At 74.3% G+C, this 19,369-nt stretch carries 16 protein-coding genes; 6 read left to right on the top strand and 10 right to left on the bottom strand.

Annotation, left to right across the window (positions count from 1 at the left end; genetic code table 11):
• Positions 1 to 74 precede the first annotated feature (74 nt).
• The 7 genes from O7599_RS28435 to O7599_RS28405 all read right to left on the bottom strand — a co-directional run bounded on the left by O7599_RS28435 (position 75) and on the right by O7599_RS28405 (position 7,364).
• Entirely contained in the window at positions 75 to 674 is a 600-nt protein-coding gene (locus O7599_RS28435) for a hypothetical protein (protein WP_281618456.1), read from the bottom strand.
• Positions 671 to 1,399, bottom strand: coding sequence for a hypothetical protein (locus tag O7599_RS28430; RefSeq protein WP_281618455.1), 729 nt, complete (start codon positions 1,397 to 1,399; stop codon positions 671 to 673). The genes O7599_RS28435 and O7599_RS28430 overlap by 4 nt, the downstream gene beginning before the upstream one ends.
• Positions 1,392 to 1,883, bottom strand: a complete 492-nt coding sequence (locus tag O7599_RS28425) for a hypothetical protein (protein ID WP_281618454.1) — start codon at positions 1,881 to 1,883, stop codon at positions 1,392 to 1,394. Before O7599_RS28425 ends, O7599_RS28430 begins: the two co-directional genes overlap by 8 nt.
• Before the next feature lie 98 nt (positions 1,884 to 1,981).
• A complete protein-coding gene (locus O7599_RS28420) occupies positions 1,982 to 3,334 on the bottom strand; it encodes a putative T7SS-secreted protein (RefSeq protein ID WP_281618453.1) in 1,353 nt (450 codons plus the stop codon).
• Positions 3,335 to 3,336: 2 nt separating this feature from the next.
• Positions 3,337 to 3,621: a hypothetical protein gene (locus tag O7599_RS28415; protein WP_281618452.1), complete on the bottom strand. Its 285-nt coding sequence runs from the start codon at positions 3,619 to 3,621 to the stop codon at positions 3,337 to 3,339.
• Between the two features lie 158 nt (positions 3,622 to 3,779).
• Positions 3,780 to 5,609: a serine/threonine-protein kinase gene (locus O7599_RS28410; RefSeq protein ID WP_281618451.1), complete on the bottom strand. Its 1,830-nt coding sequence runs from the start codon at positions 5,607 to 5,609 to the stop codon at positions 3,780 to 3,782.
• Between the two features lie 168 nt (positions 5,610 to 5,777).
• Positions 5,778 to 7,364 carry an MFS transporter gene (locus tag O7599_RS28405; protein ID WP_281618450.1) on the bottom strand — a complete coding sequence of 529 codons (1,587 nt, stop codon included), beginning with the start codon at positions 7,362 to 7,364 and terminating at the stop codon, positions 5,778 to 5,780.
• Between the two features lie 256 nt (positions 7,365 to 7,620).
• Between O7599_RS28405 and O7599_RS28400 the strand changes: the two genes are divergently transcribed.
• Entirely contained in the window at positions 7,621 to 11,115 is a 3,495-nt protein-coding gene (locus tag O7599_RS28400) for a BTAD domain-containing putative transcriptional regulator (protein WP_281618449.1), read from the top strand.
• Positions 11,116 to 11,275: 160 nt separating this feature from the next.
• On the opposite strand, the gene O7599_RS28395 is transcribed toward O7599_RS28400, so the two are convergent.
• Positions 11,276 to 12,421 (bottom strand): MBL fold metallo-hydrolase, encoded by a 1,146-nt coding sequence (locus tag O7599_RS28395; RefSeq protein ID WP_281618448.1) that lies wholly within the window; start codon positions 12,419 to 12,421, stop codon positions 11,276 to 11,278.
• 124 nt (positions 12,422 to 12,545) lie between these two features.
• Between O7599_RS28395 and O7599_RS28390 the strand changes: the two genes are divergently transcribed.
• Together O7599_RS28390 and O7599_RS28385 are read left to right on the top strand one after the other, a co-directional pair.
• Positions 12,546 to 13,580, top strand: coding sequence for an aldo/keto reductase (locus tag O7599_RS28390; protein WP_281618447.1), 1,035 nt, complete (start codon positions 12,546 to 12,548; stop codon positions 13,578 to 13,580).
• A gap of 236 nt (positions 13,581 to 13,816) precedes the next feature.
• Positions 13,817 to 14,500: a TetR family transcriptional regulator gene (locus O7599_RS28385; protein ID WP_281618446.1), complete on the top strand. Its 684-nt coding sequence runs from the start codon at positions 13,817 to 13,819 to the stop codon at positions 14,498 to 14,500.
• Between the two features lie 47 nt (positions 14,501 to 14,547).
• On the opposite strand, the gene O7599_RS28380 is transcribed toward O7599_RS28385, so the two are convergent.
• Positions 14,548 to 14,784, bottom strand: a complete 237-nt coding sequence (locus tag O7599_RS28380; protein WP_281618445.1) for a hypothetical protein — start codon at positions 14,782 to 14,784, stop codon at positions 14,548 to 14,550.
• A gap of 194 nt (positions 14,785 to 14,978) precedes the next feature.
• Positions 14,979 to 16,361, bottom strand: a complete 1,383-nt coding sequence (locus O7599_RS28375; protein WP_281618444.1) for a glycine--tRNA ligase — start codon at positions 16,359 to 16,361, stop codon at positions 14,979 to 14,981.
• Positions 16,362 to 16,546: 185 nt separating this feature from the next.
• Here O7599_RS28375 and O7599_RS28370 point away from each other — a divergent pair, with 185 nt between their 5' ends.
• The 3 genes from O7599_RS28370 to O7599_RS28360 are packed head-to-tail and all read left to right on the top strand — an operon-like array spanning position 16,547 to position 19,325.
• The gene (locus O7599_RS28370; RefSeq protein WP_281618443.1) at positions 16,547 to 17,626 is read left to right on the top strand and encodes a zinc ABC transporter substrate-binding protein; all 1,080 of its coding nucleotides are present in this window, start codon (positions 16,547 to 16,549) and stop codon (positions 17,624 to 17,626) included.
• A gap of 26 nt (positions 17,627 to 17,652) precedes the next feature.
• Complete coding sequence (locus O7599_RS28365; protein WP_281623552.1) at positions 17,653 to 18,426, top strand: ATP-binding cassette domain-containing protein; 774 nt, start codon at positions 17,653 to 17,655, stop codon at positions 18,424 to 18,426.
• Positions 18,423 to 19,325, top strand: a complete 903-nt coding sequence (locus O7599_RS28360) for a metal ABC transporter permease (RefSeq protein WP_281618442.1) — start codon at positions 18,423 to 18,425, stop codon at positions 19,323 to 19,325. Before O7599_RS28365 ends, O7599_RS28360 begins: the two co-directional genes overlap by 4 nt.
• The last annotated feature ends 44 nt before the right edge of the window (positions 19,326 to 19,369 follow it).

The following is a 19,369-nucleotide window of genomic DNA, read 5'->3' as shown; positions in this document are numbered from 1 at the left end:
CGGCTACCTCGATGCGTACGGGGACGGACCCTCCATTGTCCCCCACCGCGCGCGAGGTCGCCTACGGCCCGCCCTCAGCGGTCCTCGTCGCGGCGGACCCGTACCGCCAGCGCCAGCTCGTCCATGTCCTGCGCCGCCGCCGCGAGCCGCCCCACGTCGGAGCCGAGGGCGCGGAGCAGCACGTCCACGCCGTGCGGCTCGGAGCGGAAGGCGTAGTTCAGCGAGCAGCCGAGGGTGCCGTCGCCCGGGTCGGTGAAGTAGCGCATGGCCCGCAGCCCGTTGCCCAGGTGCGGGTGGCGGAACAGCTCCACGATCGGCGCCTCCACCGCCTCGGCGTCCATCGACCTCACCAGCTCCCGCAGCCGGTCGTTGCGGTCACCCGCCATCGCGAGCCCCCACACGGCCAGCGGCACCGGCGCCTGCCGCGGGTCGGGCAGATACAGGTACAGGTCCTGGCCGGGGAAGACCGTGCCGGCCTTCGTCGCGAACTCCAGCAGCGCGTCCCGCAGCCGCGCGACCTCCTCCTCGTCGCCCGGCTCGACGTCCGCCAGCGTCCACCACGCCTCCGCGAAGGCATCCGCCCACTCCGCGGGCCCGGGCCACGGCATGCCCTCCCACTGCTGCGGCACCCACAGCCACTTGGCGTCGTCGTAGTCGACCTCGATCCAGCTCACCGGCTGCTCCTCGTCCAGCGGAAGGTGGTCATCACCGCGTCGAACAGCTCGACGAGCACGTCGGCGAACTGCCCCTTCGGATCGCCGTCCGCGAGCGTACTGAACCCCACCGTCACCCACCGGGTGTCGTCCTCGGGGACCGCCAGCACGTAGTCGACGCGCCGCGAAGGGTACTCGCCGCCCTCGTCGCCGGAGGGGCGCGCGACCCGCTCGTTGCGGTAGCCCACGGACCCGTCGACGGCCGTGGGCTGCGAGTTCTCCGCGTCGGCGAGCAGCCGGGCGAGGACCGGCGCGGGGTCGGCGCCCGCGGACAGGGTGATCTCGGAGACGACGAACGACGCCGCGACCGTCACGCCGTGCATCTGCTGGACGGGAAGGTAGAGGTCGAGGCCTCCGTTCTTGCGGGCGTCGGCGGCGGCCTTGCGCAGGCGGCGTACGAGTTCCAGGCGCACCGCGGGCACCTGGTCGCGCGGGAAGTCGTCGGGCAGGTCGGCGACGGCTTCGTCGACGATCCGCATGACGGCCTCGTCGGTGCCGTCGCGCAGGGGTATGCGGGACCAGTTGGGCGGCAGGACGAGGGTGTACCCGACGGCGGCCCCCTCGGCCCGGTCCTTGGCCCGGTCCCGGTCCTTGCCCCGGGCACGGCTCCCTTCCCGTACAGGCGCCTCTGTACGCCCCGACCGCCCCGGCCGCTTCACATAGTCCACGCGCCCCTGCTCAGCCACCGCCGGCTCCTCCGCTCTCCCGTTTCCGCCGCTTCTTCTCCGCGTGGTGCGCCCGCACCCGCGCGTCCCGTTCCCGCCGCTCCCGCCTGCGCCGCCGCTCCGCACGGTCCGTACGCACCGCCGACACCACCCCCGTCACGAGCGCCACCCCCGGCACTGCGACCAGCACCGGCGGCCCCGTGAAGTACGCGGCGACCATCAGCAGCACCGCCCCGAAGACGGCGGTGACCTCCAGCTCGCCGTCGCCCACGTTCCGTACCGCCGCTGTGATCACCGACCACACCAGCACCGCGACCGCCGCGCCCAGCAGCCCCCGCTCGACCCAGGCCAGAGCATCCCCCGCGCCGTCGAAGACGGCGGCCAGCCCGGCGAGCAGCGCCCCGGCCGCCACCGGCACCAGCACCGCGGTGCGCGCGGCCACCAGCAGCCGCCCGTCCGCCCGTCCGCGCGCGGACGGGGTGGTGCGGCGGGGCAGGAAGACCATCGGCTCCTCCATCACGGGGGCGGGCGGCACGACGACGGAGCGACCGCGGCGGGCGTCACGTCACAGGGCGGGCCGCCGACGCCACCGGGCGGCCCGCGTCACCACGTCGAGCCGATCGGCGCCTTCCAGGTGTCGCCCTTCCAGTCGTTGTACGACTCGTTGAACGGCTTGAAGGGAAGCATGTCGCTGCTGCCCAGCGCCTTGTCACCGAGGTCGACGATCGTACCGCCCCAGGCGGCGCCCAAAGAGGCCGTGTAGGCGGCCGACGCCTTCGCCGCCGTACCACCGCTCACCAGGCCCGGGAAGCGGTCCGAGATGCGCCCGATGTTGCGCACCATGGACAGCCCCTCGGTGTCGCCCATGTTCAGGATCTTGCCCAGACGCCCCACCGACGGAAGGTTCTGCGGCACGCTCGTCGCCTGCCGTCGCGCCTGCGCCTTCAGCGCGTCGATCTGCGCGCGAGCCGCGCGCTTCGCCGCGGGACTCGCCGTACGGCTGCTGAGCACCCTGCCCAACGCCTGCCGCTGCGAGGACGACCGGGCGAGGTTCTGAGCCACCTGCTGCGAACGGGCCCCGGTCGCAGCAGTCTTCGTCAGCGCGTTGGTGCCCTTCAGAGCAGCCATGCCGGCGCGCCCGAGACCCATGGTCAGCAGCCCGATGGAGTCCACCAGCACGTCCATCCAGCTCGCGTTGCCCGTGGCCGCGAGCAGGGCTCTGCCCCCGACCACCAGCAACCCCGCGATCAGCAGGAAAGCCACCACGTTCAGCCCCGGGATGAACAGCGAGATGATCGCCACCGCCGTCGCCACCCAACTGATGACATCGATGACGATCTTGATGATGTCGGCGTACTTGTCGACGAAGTCGCTGACGTTGTCCCACCAACTGTCCTTGACGTCGTCGTCGATGGACTTCTTGATGCGCCCGGCCGCCGCGTCCGCGTCACCGTCCCGTGCCGACGTCGCCCGCCCCAGCATCCGGCGCGCCTCTTCCAGCTCCCCCTCGGCCGCCCCGTACGCCTTTTCCCGGCCCTTCTCCGCCTCCTTCTCCGCGTCGGTGGGCTCCGGCGCGTCCGGCGACGCCGCCTTGTCCGGCGGCTTGTTCTGCGCCATCGTCCCCGCCGCGCTCTGCGCCTTCGTCAGCGCCCGCTCCGCGGCCTTCTGCGCCTCGTCCAGATCACCCGCCCACGACGACAGATGCCCGGCGACCTCCTTGTACCGCCCGGAGGTCTTCTCCATCTTCCCGGCCAGATCGGTCGCGGCACTGCGCAGCTTGTCGGCGTACTTGCCCTTCAGGGCACCGTCCTTGCCGATGTCGCGCAGCTTGCCGACCTGCGACTCGATGGTCTCGCCGATCTTCTTCAGCCGGGCGGCCTCGTCCCGGATGTCCTGGACGTTCCCCGGTACGGGATCGGAGTCGGCGAGCGGCTGCCAGTCGGTGGGGCGGGCCATCGTCACTCACCCTTGCATTCCTGCTCAAGCTTCTTGTCCGTCTTCAGAAACGACTGATGGACGCTGCTCGCCATCTCGCCGACGGACTTCACGGACTCCAGCACCTCTTTGCGGTGCCGGTCCCAGTTGGTGGTGAAGTCCTCCATCGCGTCCGCGACGGTGCCGGAGCCGTAGATGCCGCGCAGCCGCTCCTGATGGTCCTCGCAGCTCTCGAACTCCCTCTTCACGATGCCGAGATCACGCTCGATCACCTGAAGGCGCTCGTAGTCCACGCACAGGTCACCCATGTTCGTCCCCCTGAGGTCTTACGTCCCTGGCGGCAGGGTACCGGCGGTCGTACCACCGCGTATGTATCAGCCTCGTACCGAACACGTACTACGGCATCCGGTCACATGACTCGCACACGCCGGCCGGCCCGTACGACCCGGCAGGGAGGGGACCGAACTCAACTCCGCAGCGCACCCCACGTGTCGGGGCCCACCTGGCCGTCGACGGCCAGGCCCTTCGCCGACTGGAAGCTCTTCACCGCCGCCTCCGTGCTCGGGCCGAAGATGCCGTCGACGCCGCCCGCGCCGAGGTCGTAGCCGCGGGCGCGGAGGATGCACTGGACCTGGACGACGCGTTCGCCCTTGTCGCCGCTCTGGGTGAGGGCCGTGCCCGAGTAGTACGTGCACGAGTCCCACGGGTCCGCGGGCGGCGCCGACGTCGTGGGCGGGGTGGTCGGCTTCGCCGAGGTGGCGTCGGGGCGCGTGGGCTTGGGGGTGGGGTCGGCGGTCTTGCCGGGGGGCTCGGCCGGCTGCGAGGTGCCCGCGACGGACGGGCTCGGGGACGGGGAGGCGGACTCCTTGCCGTCCTTCTTCGACTCCGACGGCTTCGCGCTGCCCGGCTGTGCGCTCTCCGGGGCCGAAGCGCTCGAACTCCGGTCCGCCCCGGCCGCCTTCGCCGCGTCGTCCTCGTCGTCGGAGCCCATCCATCCCGGCACCGTGAACGCCAGCGCCGCCACGGCCGCCACCGCGACCGCGGCGCCGGCCAGCATCAGCGGACGGCGGCGCCGCGCCGGCGGGCGGGCGGCCGGGGTGCCCGCGGGGCCGGAAGGGCTCTGCCCGTACGGGGTGAACTGCCCCGGCGGGGTGGCCTGCCCGTGCGCCGCCGGTGCTCCCGGGTGCTGCCCGCCCGGGCCGTACGGGGCCGCCGCCCCCGGTGCTCCGGGCACCGGCCCGCCCGCGCCGCCCGGTCCGCCCGCGGCTCCCGCCGCGAACCCCGCTCCCGCGTTCAGCGCTTCCGGCGGCATCGTCGGCGTATGCGACTCCGGCGCCGGACCGAACCCGCCCGCCCCCGCACCGCCACCGGACCCTGCCGCACCCGCACCGGCGCCGAGGCCCAGCCCCGCGCCGCCCAGCCGCATCGTCTCCGCCGGGTCCGGCAGCGGCTCTCCCGCCGCCACCGCCGCCAGCAGCCGTCCCGCGCGCAGCGCGTCCGCGCGGCGACCCGGGTCCTTGTCCATCAACTCCCGCAGCGCGCCCGCCAGCACGCCCGCGCGCCGCGGCTCGGGCAGCGGGTCCACGACGATCGCGCTGATGGTCGACCACGTGGACGACCGGCGGAAGGGCGACATGCCCTCCACCGCCGCGTACAGCGTCGCGCCCAGCGACCACACGTCCGACGGCGGCCCCGGCAGCTCGCCGCGGGCCCGCTCGGGCGACAGGTAGTCGATGGAGCCGACCATCTCGCCGGGGGCGGTCAGCCGCGTCGAACCGTCGTCGCCCGGGTCGTCCATCGCGGCGATGCCGAAGTCGGTGAGGACGACGCGGCCGCTGCGGGCCAGGAGGATGTTCGCCGGTTTGACGTCGCGGTGCAGGACCCCCGCCCGGTGCGCCGCGGCCAGCGCGTCGACGACCTTCGCGCCGATCCCCGCGGCCTCCGCCGGGTCCAGCACGCCCCGTTCACGCAGGACGTCGTCCAGCGAGGGGCCGTCGACCAGCTCCATCACGATCAGGGGCCGGCCCTCGTGCTCCGTGACGTCGTGCACGGCGATCACGCCCGGGTGGTCGACACGGGCCGCGGCCCGCGCCTCCCGCTGCATCCTCAGGCGCAGCTCCGCCGCGTCGTGCGGCACGCCCTCGCCTAACGCCCGCAGCTCCTTCACCGCCACCTCGCGGCCCAGGACGTCGTCCACGGCACGCCACACCGTGCCCATGCCGCCCCGCCCGAGCTGCCCCACCACGCGATACCGCCCGGCGAGCCGCCGGCCGACCCCCGCTTCGCTCTCCCCCACAGCCGTCCTCTGCCGTCCGCCGCACGCACCCTGTCCGATGCGCGCGCTGTGTCCGTGCCTCGGGAGGCAGCCTAACGGGCCCGAGTGACACCGGAGTCGGGTGCGCCCATCGGGACACGAGCGGGCGCGCCCCGGCCCGTACGCTCCACGCCCCCGCGCGCCCCCCGCTCACTTCTCCGCGCCCCCGCCCGTCACGCCCCGCAGCGCCGTGAACGCGACCGCCGCCACCGCCAGCGACAGCACCGCGCTGATCACGCCCACCGTCGCCAGCCCGCCCGCGAACGCCTCCCGCGCCGCCCCCAGCAACTCCGCACCCAGCGGCCCCGGCAGCTCCTCCGCCACCGCCGCCGCGCCCGCCAGGGTGTCCCGCGCCGTGTCCGCCGCCGCGTCCGGCGTGCCCTCCGGCACCCCGCCGCCGACCTCCGCCCGGTAGACCGCCGTGCCCACGCTCCCCAGCACCGCGACCCCCAGCGCCACGCCCAGCTCCGTACTGGTCTCGCTGACCGCCGACGCCGCACCCGCCTTCTCCGGCGGCGCCGCACCCACCACCAGTTCGGTGCCCAGCGCCAGCACCGGCCCGATACCGGAGTTCACCAGCGCATACGCCACGACGATCACCGCGATGTCCCCCGCACCACCCGGCTCGACCATGCTCAGCAGCGCGAACCCCACCGCCGACGACACCAGTCCCGCACCCATCACAGGACCCGGCCCGAACCGGCGCGCCAGCGCGGGTGCCGCCATCGACGTCGCGATCAGCACCCCCGCCGGCGGCAGCAGCCACAGCCCCGCGCGGAACGCCGACAGTCCCTCGACCATCTGCAGATACTGCGTCACGAACAGATAGGAGCCGCTCACCGCGATCGTGCCCACCAGAAGGATCAGCAGCGCGCTGCGGAACGACCGGTCGGCGAACAGCCCCAGATCCAGCAGCGGGCTCGCCAACCGCCGCTGCCTGCGCACGAACACCGCCCCCGCCGTCACGCCCACCGCGGCCGCCACCAGCGGCAGCACCGCCGGCCCGTGCGCCAGCTCCTTGATCGCGTACGTCACCGGCAGCATCGCCGCCAGCGACAGCGCCACGCTCGCCGCGTCCACCCGGCCCGCGTCCGGATCCCGCGACTCCGGCAGCAGCAGCGGCCCCGCGACCAGCAGCAGCACCATCACCGGGATGCCCATCAAGAACGCCGCACCCCACCAGAAGTGCTCCAGCAGCGCCCCGCCCGCCACGGGCCCGAGGGCGACGCCGACGGAGAACATCGCCGCCCAGATCGCGAACGCCATGCCCCGCTGCCGCGGGTCGGGGAAGAGGTTGCTGATCAGCGAGAGCGTCGAGGGCATCAGCGTGGCCCCGGCCACGCCCAGCAGCAGCCGGGCGACGATCAGCGCCTCCGGCCCCGGCGCGTACGCGGCGGCGACGGACGCGGCGCCGAAGGCGGCGGCGCCGATCAGCAGCAGCCGGCGGCGGCCGACGCGGTCGCCGAGCGTGCCCATGGTCACCAGGAAGCCGGCGATCATGAAGCCGTAGATGTCGATGATCCACAGCATCTGGGTGTTGCTGGGCTGCAGATCGGCGGCCAGGTGCGGCACGGCCAGGTGCAGCACGGAGATGTCGAGGGCGAGGAGGAGGGTGGGCAGGGCCAGCACCGCGAGCCCGGCCCACGCGCGCGGCCCGGCGCGTTCGCCGGTGCCGCCCGGGTCGGGGGCGCCGGGGGCGTCGGAGGCACCGGGGCCGGGGGTGAGGTCGGTGGTCACGGGGATCCCTTCGAAGTGGGCGGACGGCTTCGGCGTATGCGGTCGCTGCGGTCTGTGCGGTCTGTGCAATGTGTGCGGTCTGCGCGGTCGGACGGCGCGGCCGGTGACGACCACACTCGCCGCAGGACCCGACTGTGCGGTCCGCCGCTCTCGGTCCACTCCAGATCCCCTCTCGGCCGCCGCCCCGCCGCCGCCCGCCGGCCCCGCGCGGCCCGCGGCGGGGCGCGGTGTCAGACCGGCTGCGTACCGTTGAGGCATGCGATACGGGGTCCTCGGTCCGCTGGCGGTGTGGACGGACGCCGGCGAGCCGGTCAAGGTCGCCGAGCGGAAGACCCGCGCGCTCCTCGCCGACCTGCTGCTGCACGAGGGCCGTACCGTCTCCGCCGGCCGGCTGGTCGAGGACCTGTGGCCGCCCGGCGCCCGTCCCGCGAACCCGGCCGCGACGCTCCAGACCCGCGTCTGGCAGTTGCGCCGCGCGCTCGCCGCCGCCGAGCCCGGCGCCCGCGACCTGGTCGTGCGCGCGCACGGCGGCTACCGGCTCGCCGCGGCCCCCGAGTCCGTCGACGCCGGCCGCTTCACGGCCCTCCTCACCCGTGCGCGCACGGCCGACGACCCGCACGTACGGGCAGCGCGGCTGCGGGACGCGCTGGCCCTGTGGCGCGGCGGGGCGTACGAGGACGTGGCCGACCAGGACTTCGCCCGCGCCGCGGTGGCGCGGCTGGAGGAGACCCGGCTCACCGCCGTCGAGGACCTGGCGCACGCCCGGCTCGCCCTCGGCGAACACGGCCCGCTCGCCGCCGAGCTGGGCGCCCTCGCCGACCGCCACCCGCTGCGGGAACGGCTGCGCACCGCGCACATGACGGCGCTGTACCGGGCCGGACGCCAGAGCGAGGCGCTCGCCGCGTACGACGACCTGCGCCGGCACCTCGCCCGCGAACTGGGGCTGGCGCCCGGGCCCGAGACGGCGGCGCTGCAGCGCGCGATCCTGGCCCAGGATCCGGCGCTGCGGACGGCAGCGGGGAGAAGCGAGCCGCCCGCGGGCCCCGGCCGCCCGGCCGCCCCCGTACCGGCGATGTCCCCGGCAGGACCCGCCCCGCCGCCGGCCAACCTCCCCGCCCCCGTCACCGACCTCGTCGGCCGCGACCGCGAACTCACCGACGTACGCAAACTCCTCCGCACCGAGCGCCTCGTCACCCTCACCGGCCCCGGCGGCGTCGGCAAGACCCGGCTCGCCCTCGAAGCCGCCGCACAGGCGCTCACCGACGCCCCCGCCGGCCTCCCCGGCGACTTCCCCGACGGCGTCTGGCTCGCCGAACTCGCCGGCCGCCGCTGCTACGACGACCCGGCCGACGTCATCGCCGAGACCCTCGGCGTCCACGACACCGAAGGACGCCCCACCCACGACGTCCTCGCCGACGCCGTGCGCGCCAAACGGCTCCTCCTCGTCCTCGACAACTGCGAACACCTCGTCGAGTCCGTCGCCCCGCTCGCCGCCCGCCTCCTGCGCGCCGCCCCCGGCCTGCGCATCCTCGCCACCAGCCAGGAGCAGTTGGCCATCGCGGGCGAAACCCTCTACGCCGTACCGCCGCTCGCCCTGCCCCCGCCCGGCCACGACGCCGCCACCACCGGGACGACCGCGGCCGGCACGCCCGCGGCCCGCACCGCCGCCCCCTCCGCCGAGTGCCTGCACGAGTCGAGCGCCGTGCGGCTCTTCCTCGCCCGCGCCGCCGCCGCGGCCCCCGGCTTCCAGCTCGAACCCGGCAACGCCGCCGCCGTCGCCGCCATCTGCCGCCGCCTCGACGGCATCCCCCTCGCGCTCGAACTCGCCGCCACCCGCGTCCGCGCCCTCGGCGTCCACCGGATCGCCGAACGCCTCGACGACCGCTTCCGCGTCCTCGCCGCCGGCGGCGCCCGCCGGGACGCGCCGGAACGGCAGCGCACCCTCCGCGCGACGATCGAATGGAGCTGGGAACTCCTCACCCCACAGGAACAGGCCGTCCTGCGCCGGCTGTCCGTCTTCGCCACCGGCACCACGCTGCCCGCCGCGGAAGCCGTCTGCGCCGGCACGGACATCGACCCCGCCGACGTCGCCGACCTGCTCGCCCGCCTCGTCGACCGCTCCCTCGTCGTCACCACCCCGGGCCCCGAGGGCCGCCGCTACGGACTGCTGGAATCGGTCGCCGCCTACGGCCTCGCAGAACTGACCGCCGCAGGCGAACACCCCCGCGCGCTACGCCACCACGCCAGCCACCACGCCGACCTCGCAGAACGCGCCGCGCCCCACCTCTTCACCCGCACCCAGGCGCGTTGGCTGAGCCTCCTCGACGCCGAGGCGGCCAACCTGCGCCGCGCGCTGGACACCGCGACGACGACGGGCGACGCCACCCTGGCGCTGCGCCTGGCGAACGCGCTGGCGTGGTACTGGTTCCTGCGCGGGCGCCACCGCGAAAGCACGCGCGCGCTGTCGCGCGCGCTGGAGACGGGCACGGCGGCGACCGCGGCGGGCGCCGACGCCGCCCACGTCGCCGCGCTGCGTGCCTCGGTTGCCGCCTGGCACGCCGGGTTCGCCCTGCTCGACTCCGCGGTCCGCGCTCCGGCAAGGGCCGGAGAAGCCCGCACGTACGGCACGTACGAGACCGACGAGACGAAAGAGACGGAAGAGAAGAACAAGACGGGCGAGACAGGCGACGGCGGCACCCCCCACGCGCCGACTGCCGGCCCGGCGTTCCCCGGGGACGCCGCCGACCCCCGGGCGGTGTGGTTCCTCGCCCACGCTGAGGCGAGCTTCGGCAGCATCCCCCGCGCCGCCGCGCTCGCCGACCGCGCGCTGGGCGAGTTCCGCGCCCGCGGCGACCGCTGGGGCGAAGCCGCCGCGCTCGTCGTCCGGTCGACCGTGGCCCTCTTCCGCGGCGACCTCGCCGCGCTCGCGCGGCACTCCGCGACCGCCGCCCGCATCTTCGACGAACTGGGCGAGGACTGGGGCCGCCTCGAAGCCAGCGAGGCCATGGCGGGACACGCCGAGATCACCGGCGACTACGCGCGCGCCGCGCGCCTGCACCGCGACGACGCCCGCCGGGCCGAGGAACTCGGCCTGTGGGCCCAGCAGTCGTACCGGCTCGCCGGGTTGGGCCGGGTCACCATGCTCACCGGCGACCTCGACGAGTCGCGGCGGCTGCACGAGCGGGCCATGGCGCTGGCGACCGCGCACTTCGACCCGGCCGGCGAGGAGTTCGCCGAGATCGGCCTCGGGATGGTGGCCCGCAGGGCCGGCCGGCCCGAGACCGCCGAGGGACATCTGCGCCCCTGGCTGGAGTGGTGGCGCGGGCTCGACTGCTCGGCGGCCCCGCGGGGGGTGGCGCTGATCGCGGCGGAGCTGGGCTTCCTCGCGGAACAGCGCGGGGACGCCGACGAGGCGCGCGCCATGCAGCGCGAAGGGCTGGCCGCCGCGCTGGCCTCCGAGGACCCCCGGGCCGCCGCGCTGGCGCTGGAGGGGCTCGCCGGCGTCGAGACGCTGACCGGCAACCACGCGCCCGCCGCCCGGCTGCTCGGCACCGCCGCCGCCCTGCGCGCGGCGGCGGGGGCACCGCTGCCCGCGGCGGAGCGGGGCGACGTGGACCGGATCACGGCCCGGGCGACGACGGCCCTGGGCGCGGCGGGCTTCGCCGCGGCGCACGAACAGGGCCGCGGCATGGCCCTGACCGACCACCCGGCGGCGCACCCCGAACCGCACCGGGCCACCGCCACGGCGTAGCAGCACCGGGCGGCGATCCTCGGCAACGCCCCCGGACGCGCTCCCGGGCCACCCCACCCCGGCCGGTGACGCGCCGGGCCGCGTCGGACCAAGCCGAGAAGCACCGGACCGCGTCAGACCGCAACGCCCGCCACCGACGCCCCCGGCTACCGTCCCCCCGCTACCGCTCCGTCGCCGGGCTCGGCTTCGCCGGGGCCGGCCGGCCGCCGGTGCCGCCCGGCTGCGTGCTGCGCTCGGGGGCGGCGATCTCCTGCCACCAGGGCGTCACCGGCAGCGTCCGCGCCGCCGGCTCGAAGGGCTCCCCGGGCCGGGGGATCGCCGCGCGGACCCCGGCTGCCGCCGCCGCGGCGGCGGTGCGCTCCGCGGGCTCCTCCCAGCGGTGCGGGGCGAGGTTGAACGTGCCCCAGTGGATGGGCAGCAACACCCCGCCGCGCAGGTCGAGATGGGCCCGTACGCCCTCCTCCGGGGTCATGTGGATGTCCGGCCAGAAGTCGCTGTACGCGCCGATCTGCACCATGGCCGCGTCGAACGGGCCGTGCGCGGCGCCGATCTCGGCGAAGCCGGGGAAGTAGCCCGTGTCGCCGCTGTGGAACACCCGGTGCTCCGGGCCGCGCACGGACCAGGACGCCCACAGCGTGCGCTGCTTGTTGCGGATGCCGCGGCCGCAGAAGTGGCGGGCGGGCGTCGCGGTGAGGGTCAGACCCGCGGCCTCGGTGGACTCGTGCCAGTCCAGCTCGGCGATGCGGTCCTGCGGCACGCCCCAGCGCTCCAGATGCGCGCCGACGCCGAGCGGCACGGCGAACAGCACGTCGTCCGCGACCGCCTTGCGGAGCTCCCGGACGGTCGACATGTCGAGGTGGTCGTAGTGGTCGTGGGAGATGACGACCGCGTCGAGCGGGCCGAGTTCGGCGACCGGCAGCGGCACGCGGTGGAAGCGGCGCGGGCCGGCGAAGGAGAACGGCGAACAGCGCTCGCCGAAGACGGGGTCGAAGAGGACCCGGCGGCCGTCGATCTCGGCGAGCACGGTGGCGTGGCCCAGCCAGGTGAGGCGCAGCCCGTCGGCCGGCGGGGCGGACAGGTCGGGGCGCTGCACGGGGACGGGGCCGGCGGGTTTGCGGCCGTCGCGGCGGAGCAGGGCGCGGAACATCTCGCCGCGGGAGGCGCCGCCGGGCTGCGGGCCGATGGCGGCGGGGACGGGGTTGCGGAACGCGCCGGCCTCCGGGTCGTAGTTCGGCGAGTTGAGGATCCGCGCCAGCCGGGCACCCGCCGGCTCGGCGCCGAAGGACGCGGGGCGAACTCGACGCATGAGCTACTCCTTGGTTTCGGACTGTGGGGTCAACGGCGGCGGGGACGACGGTGTTCCGGATCACCTGAGAATGTAGAAGTGACAGATTTTGACATCTGTCATTCGTCATTCCATACTTGTCATCATGACTTCGATCCCGACCCGCCCCCTCGGTACCTCCGGCCCCCGCGTCTCCGCCCTCGGCCTCGGCTGCATGGGCATGTCCGCGCTCTACGGACCCGTCGACCGCAAGGAGTCCATCGCCACCCTCCACGCCGCCCTCGACGCCGGCGTGACCCTCCTCGACACCGGCGACTTCTACGGCATGGGCCACAACGAGCTGCTCATCCGCGACGCCCTCGCCGCCCGCCCCGGCAGCCGCGACCAGGCCGTCATCAGCGTCAAGTTCGGCGCCCTGCGCGACCCCTCCGGCGGCTTCCTCGGCTACGACGGCCGCCCCGCCGCCGTCAAGAACTTCGCCGCGTACTCCCTGCAGCGCCTCGGCACCGACCACATCGACGTCTACCGGCTCTCCCGCCTCGATCCCGACGTGCCCGTCGAGGAGACCGTCGGCGCCGTGCAGGAGCTGATCGACGCCGGCCACGTGCGCCACATCGGCCTCTCCGAGGTGGGCGCGGAGACCGTGCGGCGGGCCGCCGCCACGGCGCCGGTCGCCGACCTGCAGATCGAGTACTCGCTGCTCTCCCGGGGCATCGAGGACGAGATCCTGCCCGTCTGCCGCGAGCTGGGCATCTCCGTCACCGCGTACGGCGTGCTCTCCCGGGGCCTCATCAGCGGGCACATGACCCGCGAGCGGGTCCGGGAGCTGGGCGCGCACGACTTCCGGGCGTCCAGCCCGCGTTTCGCCGCCGGGAACGTCGACCGGAACCTGGCGCTCGTCGACGCTCTGCGGCAGGTCGCGGACGACAAGGGGGTGACGGTCGCGCAGATCGCCATCGCCTGGGTGCTCGGCCGCGGCGAGGACATCGTGCCGCTGGTGGGCGCGCGGCGCCGCGACCGGCTGGCCGAGTCCCTGGGCGCCCTGGACGTGGTGCTGGACGAGGCGGATCTGGCCGCGATCGAGCGGGCGGTGCCGGCGGGCGCGGCGGCGGGCGAGCGGTACGCGCCGGAGCAGATGGCGATGCTGGACAGCGAGAGGTCCGGCGGGCAGGCCGGCTAGCACGGCCGGCCGGTGGCGTGGCCGGGCAGCCCCGCCGGCAGCCCCATCGGCAGCCCCGTCGGCAGCCCCGCCGGCAGCCCCGCCGGCAGCCCCGTCGGCTGCCCGGCCGGGCCGCCCCCCGGCGGTCCGGCCCCGCAGCCCTGGAACGGGGGGCCGGCGCCGCTGTCGGCGCGGGCTGCGAAGCTGGTAGCAGAGCCGGCGACAGTCGGCGGAGCCCGAGAGCCCGGAGAGCACCGATGCCGCCCGAGACCCTGACCCCCGAGCACATCCTCGATGCCACGGAGGACGTGCTGCGCCGCTACGGTCCGGCGAAGGCCACGGTGGTGGACGTGGCGCGGGCGCTGGGCGTCAGCCACGGTTCGGTGTACCGGCACTTTCCGAGCAAGGCGGCGCTGCACGCGGCGGTGGCGGCGCGGTGGCTGGACCGGACGTCGGCGGCGCTGGCGGGGGTGGTGGCGGCGGCGGGGCCGGCGGACGTGCGGTTGCGGCGGTGGCTTGCGGAGCTGTTCGACGCGAAGCGGCACAAGGCGCATGACGACCCGGAGATGTTCGCGGCGTACATGACGCTGATCGGCGACAGCGAAGTCGCGGCCCGTGCGGGCGCGGCGGGCGGTTCCGCGACGGTCGCCGGTGTGGTGACGCGGCATATCGAGGAGCTGACGGGGCAGTTGACGCTGATCCTGGAGGACGGGGTGCGGCAGGGCGTGCTGTCGGTGCCGCCCGCGGTGGCGTCGGCGGACGCCGACGCGACGGCGGTGGGGCAGGCGGCGCGGCGGTCGGTGGAGGGTGTGGCGCGGGCGGTGTTCGACGCGACGCGCCGGTTTCACGACCCGGCGTTCGCGCCGGGGTGGCAGGACCCGGGCGTGGAGGCGGAGTTCGCGCTGGTGGTGGACGTGGTGGTGCGGGGGCTGCGCCCCTGAGGCAGGGCCGCGTTCCTGAGGCGGGGGCCTCGTCCCTGAGGCGGGGGCTACGTCCCTGAGGCGGGTGCCGTTCCGGAGTCGGTGCGTCCTGCTCCGGTGGTGGCGCGGTGGGCTTCCGCGAGGTGTTCTTCGGCTTTGAGCCAGGGCAGGAACTGCGCGGCTCTGTTCCAGTCACAGCTTTCGCATTGCAGTTTGCGCCGGGCGCCCGCGCCCGTGACGTGGACGGTGTGGTCGTGGCCGTCCGGGTCGGTGCCGGTGACCCGGCTGCTGGCCCTGTCCTGCATGGTGACTCCCACGTTCGCTGCTTGTGCTCCTCGTGGCTCCTTCTGGCCTGGCGGTGGGGCTCAGTGTGCAGCAAGGTGCCCGGTTGCCGCAGCCCGCTGCGCGTATTCCGCGGGGTCTTCGCGTACGACGGCGCCCCCGCGAACGACGACGGCGCCCCCTTCCGCGGGGGCGCCGTCGTGGTGTGCGGGCGGGGTCAGCAGCCGAGGAGGCGGCCGGCGAGGTAGGTCTCGACCTGGTCGAGGCTGACGCGTTCCTGCTTCATGGAGTCGCGTTCGCGGACGGTGACCGCGTTGTCGTCGAGGGTGTCGAAGTCGACGGTGATGCAGTAGGGGGTGCCGATCTCGTCCTGGCGGCGGTAGCGGCGGCCGATGGCGCCGGCGTCGTCGAACTCGATGTTCCAGTGGCCGCGGAGGGCGGCGGCGAGGCCCTTGGCCTTCGGGGAGAGTTCGGGGTTGCGGGAGAGGGGGAGCACGGCGGCCTTGACCGGGGCGAGACGGGGGTCGAGGCGCATGACGGTGCGCTTTTCCATCTTGCCCTTGGCGTTGGGGGCTTCGTCCTCGATGTAGGCGTCGAGCATGAAGGCGAGCATGGTGCGGCCGACGCCGGCGGCGGGTTCGATGACGTACGGGGTCCAGCGTTCGCCGGCTTCCTGGTCGAAGAAGGAGAGGTCCTGGCCGGAGGCGGCGGAGTGGGCCTTGAGGTCGAAGTCGGTGCGGTTGGCGATGCCTTCGAGTTCGCCCCACTGGCTGCCGGCGAAGTCGAAGCGGTACTCGATGTCGACGGTGCGCTTGGAGTAGTGGGAGAGCTTGTCCTTGGGGTGCTCGAACCAGCGGAGGTTGCTCTCCTGCATGCCGAGGCCGGTGTACCAGTTCCAGCGCTGCTGCATCCAGTACTCGTGCCAGGTCTCGTCTTCGCCGGGCTTGACGAAGAACTCCATCTCCATCTGCTCGAACTCGCGGGTGCGGAAGATGAAGTTGCCGGGGGTGATCTCGTTGCGGAAGGACTTGCCGGTCTGGGCGATGCCGAAGGGGGGCTTCTTCCGGGACGAGGTCTGGACCTGCATGAAGTTGGTGAAGATGCCCTGGGCGGTCTCGGGACGCAGGAAGGTCTCGGAGCCGGCGTCCTGGGTGGGGCCGAGGTGGGTGGAGAGGAGCCCGGAGAACTGCTTGGGCTCGGTGAAGCCGCCCTTGTTGCCGCAGTGGGGGCAGTTGATGTCGGCGAGGCCGCCGGTGGGGGGGTGGCCGTGCTTGGCTTCGTAGGCCTCTTCGAGGTGGTCGGCGCGGAAGCGCTTGTGGCAGGAGGTGCATTCGGTCAGGGGGTCGGTGAAGGTGGCGACGTGACCGGATGCCTCCCAGACCTCGCGGGCGAGGATGACGGAGGAGTCGAGGCCGACGACGTCGTCGCGGGAGGTGACCATGAAGCGCCACCACTGGCGCTTGATGTTCTCCTTGAGCTCTACGCCGAGGGGGCCGTAGTCCCAGGCGGCGCGCTGGCCGCCGTAGATCTCGCTGCACGGGTAGACGAAGCCACGGCGCTTGCTCAGGCTGACGATGGTGTCGATCTTGTCGGCGGCCACGGTGCTCTCTTCATTACGACGACGAAGCGGTGCTCCAGGTTACCGGCGGCGGTGCCCTTGGTTTCAAATCGGGGGGCGGACGGTGCGGAGGTACGGGGCGGCGGGGTCGTGGCCGGAGGGCCGGGGGGCTTCGCGGGGTCGCAGACCGGGAAATTTTTTGACAATCGTTTCCATGTTTGATGAAAATGAGTGTCATGAGAATACGCCGCCGGTCCATATCCGGTCTCACGCCCGCCGCGGCTGCGGCGCTGTCCGCGGCCGCGGTGGTGGCCCTGTCCGCCTGCGGCACCGGTGATGCGGGCACCACGACGGACGACGGCAGGCTGCGGGTGACCGCGTCGTTCTATCCGATGCAGTTCCTGGCCGAGGAGATAGGCGGGCGGAACGCGGAGGTCTCCACGCTGACGAAGCCGGGGACGGAGCCGCACGACCTGGAGCTGAGCCCGCGGCAGACGGGGGACCTGGCGGACGCGGGGCTGATCATCTATCTGAAGGACATGCAGCCGGCGGTGGACGAGGCCATCGAGCAGTCGGGCGCGGAGCATGTCGTGGAGGCGTCGGAGTTCACGACGCTGGAGAAGCACGGCTCCGAGGAGGACGGCCACGGGCACGAGGAAGACGGCCACGCCGAAGACGAGCACGCCGAAGAGGGGCACGCCGAAGACGAGCACGCGGAGGACGGGCACGCCGCGGAGGAAGAGGCCGACGGGGGCCACGAGGGTCACGACCACGGCGACGAGGACGGCCCGGACCCGCACATCTGGCTGGACCCCGTGCGCTACGCGGAGGTCGCCGAGGGCGTCGGCGAGGCGATGGCGAAGGCCGACCCGGACCACGCCGGCGCGTACGAGAAGAACGCCGCGGAGCTGGCGGACCGGCTGCGCAAGCTGGACGGGCAGTTCGCCGCGGGCCTGGAGAACCGCCGTACGGACACGTTCATCACCACGCACGCCGCGTTCGGCTACGTCGCGGACCGCTACGGCCTGGTGCAGGAGTCGATCAAGGGGCTGAGCCCGGAGTCGGAGCCGAGCGCCGCGCGGATGCAGGAGCTGCAGGACGTCGCGGAGGCCGACGGGGTGACGACGGTCTTCTTCGAGACGCTGGTCAGCGACAAGACGGCGCGCACTCTCGCGGGTGACCTCGACCTGAAGACGGACGTGCTCGACCCGATCGAGGGCGTGACGGACAAGTCGAAGGGTGACGACTACTTCGAGATCATGGAGGCGAACCTCGCGGCGCTCCAGCGGGCGCTGGGCGCGACGTGAGCGTGGTCTCCGTGGAGGGAGCGGGCGTGGTGGAGCCGGTGGTGAGTCTGCGTGCGGGGCGCGCCTCGCTGGGCGGGCGCGCGGTGCTGGGCGGGGTGGACCTGACGGTGGGCCGCGGCGAGGTGGTGGCGCTGCTGGGGGCGAACGGTTCGGGGAAGTCGACGACGGTACGGGCCGTGGTGGGGCAGGTGCCGCTGACGTCGGGCGGGCTGGAGCTGTTCGGGACGCCGCTGGCGCGGTTTCGGGCGTGGCGGCGGCTCGGGTACGTGCCGCAGCGTTCGACGGCTGCCTCCGGGGTGCCGGCGTCGGTGCGTGAGGTGGTGTCGTCGGGGCGGCTGTCGCGGTCGCGGCTGCGCCCGCTGGGCAGGGCGGACCGGGCGGCGGTGGCGCGGGCGCTCGACGTGGTGGGTCTCGCGGACCGCGCGAAGGAGTCGGTGAATCGTTTGTCCGGCGGCCAGCACCAGCGGGTGCTGATCGCGCGGGCGCTGGCGGCGGAGCCGGAGCTGCTGATCATGGACGAGCCGCTGGGCGGGGTGGACCTGCCGAGCCAGCGGATTCTGGCGGAGGCGCTGGCCGAGCAGGTGCGGGGAGGCGCGTCGGTGCTGCTGGTGCTGCACGAGCTGGGGCCGCTGCAGCCGTTGATCGACCGTACGGTCGTGCTCGACGGCGGTGTGGTGGCGCGGGAGTACGGGCGCGGCGAGGCGGACGCGGCGGCGCGGGTGCACGATCTGGCGTGCCATCCGCATCCGGGCGCGGCGGGCGAGCCGGCCGAGACGGACAGGACCGGGCTGCTGACATGACACTGGAGTTCCTTGAGCCCGCGTTCATGCAGCGTGCGCTGCTGGCGGCGCTGCTGGTGGGGATCGCGGCACCCTCGGTGGGCATCTATCTGGTGCAGCGCCGCCAGGCGATCATGGGCGACGGCATCGGGCACGTGGCGCTGACGGGGGTGGCGCTGGGCTTCCTGCTGAACACGAGCCCGGTGTGGACGGCGGTGCTGGTGGCGGCGGCGGGCGCGGTGGCGATGGAGCTGATCCGCTCGTACGGGCACACGCGCGGCGACCTGGCGCTGGCGATGCTGTTCTACGGGGGCATGGCCGGCGGCGTGCTGCTGATCAACCTGGCGCCGAACGGCTCGACGGCGAACCTGACCACGTACCTGTTCGGGTCGGTGACCACGGTGTCGGACTCCGACGTGGTGGCGATCCTGTGGCTGTCGGTGTGCGTGCTGCTGGTGACGCTGGGGCTGCGGCGGCAGTTCTTCGCGATCTGCCAGGACGAGGAGTTCGCGAAGGTCACGGGGCTGCCGGTGCGGACGCTGAACCTGCTGCTGGCGGTGACCGCGGCGGTGACGGTGACGGTGGCGATGCGCGTGGTGGGGCTGCTGCTGGTCAGCGCCCTGATGGTGATTCCGGTGGCGGCGGCGCAGCAGGCGACGCGCGCGTTCGCGGCGACGCTGGCGCTGGCGGTGGCGATGGGGGTGGTGACGACGCTGTCGGGGACGGTGTTCTCGTACTACGTGGACGTGCCGCCGGGGGCGACCATCGTCCTGTTCGCGTTGGGGTTGTTCTTGCTGGTCACGGCGTTGGCAGTGCCGTTGGCGCGACTGCGGTCCCAGTCCCGCGGCCAGGGGGGCGCCGCGGCCGGTGAGCCGGCGGCGGAGGGGGCCGGTGTGCGGGTCGGGGGTGGGTCGCGGTGAGGACGGCTGCCGCGGCTGTGTCCGGTTCCCGGGTTGCTGCTGGC

Source organism: Streptomyces sp. WMMC500 (genome assembly GCF_027497195.1).
In the GTDB taxonomy this organism is placed as follows: Bacteria; Actinomycetota; Actinomycetes; order Streptomycetales; family Streptomycetaceae; genus Streptomyces.
The sequence above is the reverse complement of the archived record's forward strand: the minus strand, read 5'-3'. Positions and strand labels throughout refer to the sequence as shown.

Coding starts and splice junctions, on each gene's coding strand:
- O7599_RS28415 (WP_281618452.1), bottom strand. CDS start 3,621: ATGGGTGACCTGTGCGTGGACTACGAGCGCCTTCAGGTGATCGAGCGT.
- O7599_RS28395 (WP_281618448.1), bottom strand. CDS start 12,421: ATGCGTCGAGTTCGCCCCGCGTCCTTCGGCGCCGAGCCGGCGGGTGCC.
- O7599_RS28370 (WP_281618443.1), top strand. CDS start 16,547: ATGAGTGTCATGAGAATACGCCGCCGGTCCATATCCGGTCTCACGCCC.
- O7599_RS28390 (WP_281618447.1), top strand. CDS start 12,546: ATGACTTCGATCCCGACCCGCCCCCTCGGTACCTCCGGCCCCCGCGTC.
- O7599_RS28380 (WP_281618445.1), bottom strand. CDS start 14,784: ATGCAGGACAGGGCCAGCAGCCGGGTCACCGGCACCGACCCGGACGGC.
- O7599_RS28400 (WP_281618449.1), top strand. CDS start 7,621: ATGCGATACGGGGTCCTCGGTCCGCTGGCGGTGTGGACGGACGCCGGC.
- O7599_RS28420 (WP_281618453.1), bottom strand. CDS start 3,334: ATGGCCCGCCCCACCGACTGGCAGCCGCTCGCCGACTCCGATCCCGTA.
- O7599_RS28385 (WP_281618446.1), top strand. CDS start 13,817: ATGCCGCCCGAGACCCTGACCCCCGAGCACATCCTCGATGCCACGGAG.
- O7599_RS28360 (WP_281618442.1), top strand. CDS start 18,423: ATGACACTGGAGTTCCTTGAGCCCGCGTTCATGCAGCGTGCGCTGCTG.
- O7599_RS28425 (WP_281618454.1), bottom strand. CDS start 1,883: ATGGTCTTCCTGCCCCGCCGCACCACCCCGTCCGCGCGCGGACGGGCG.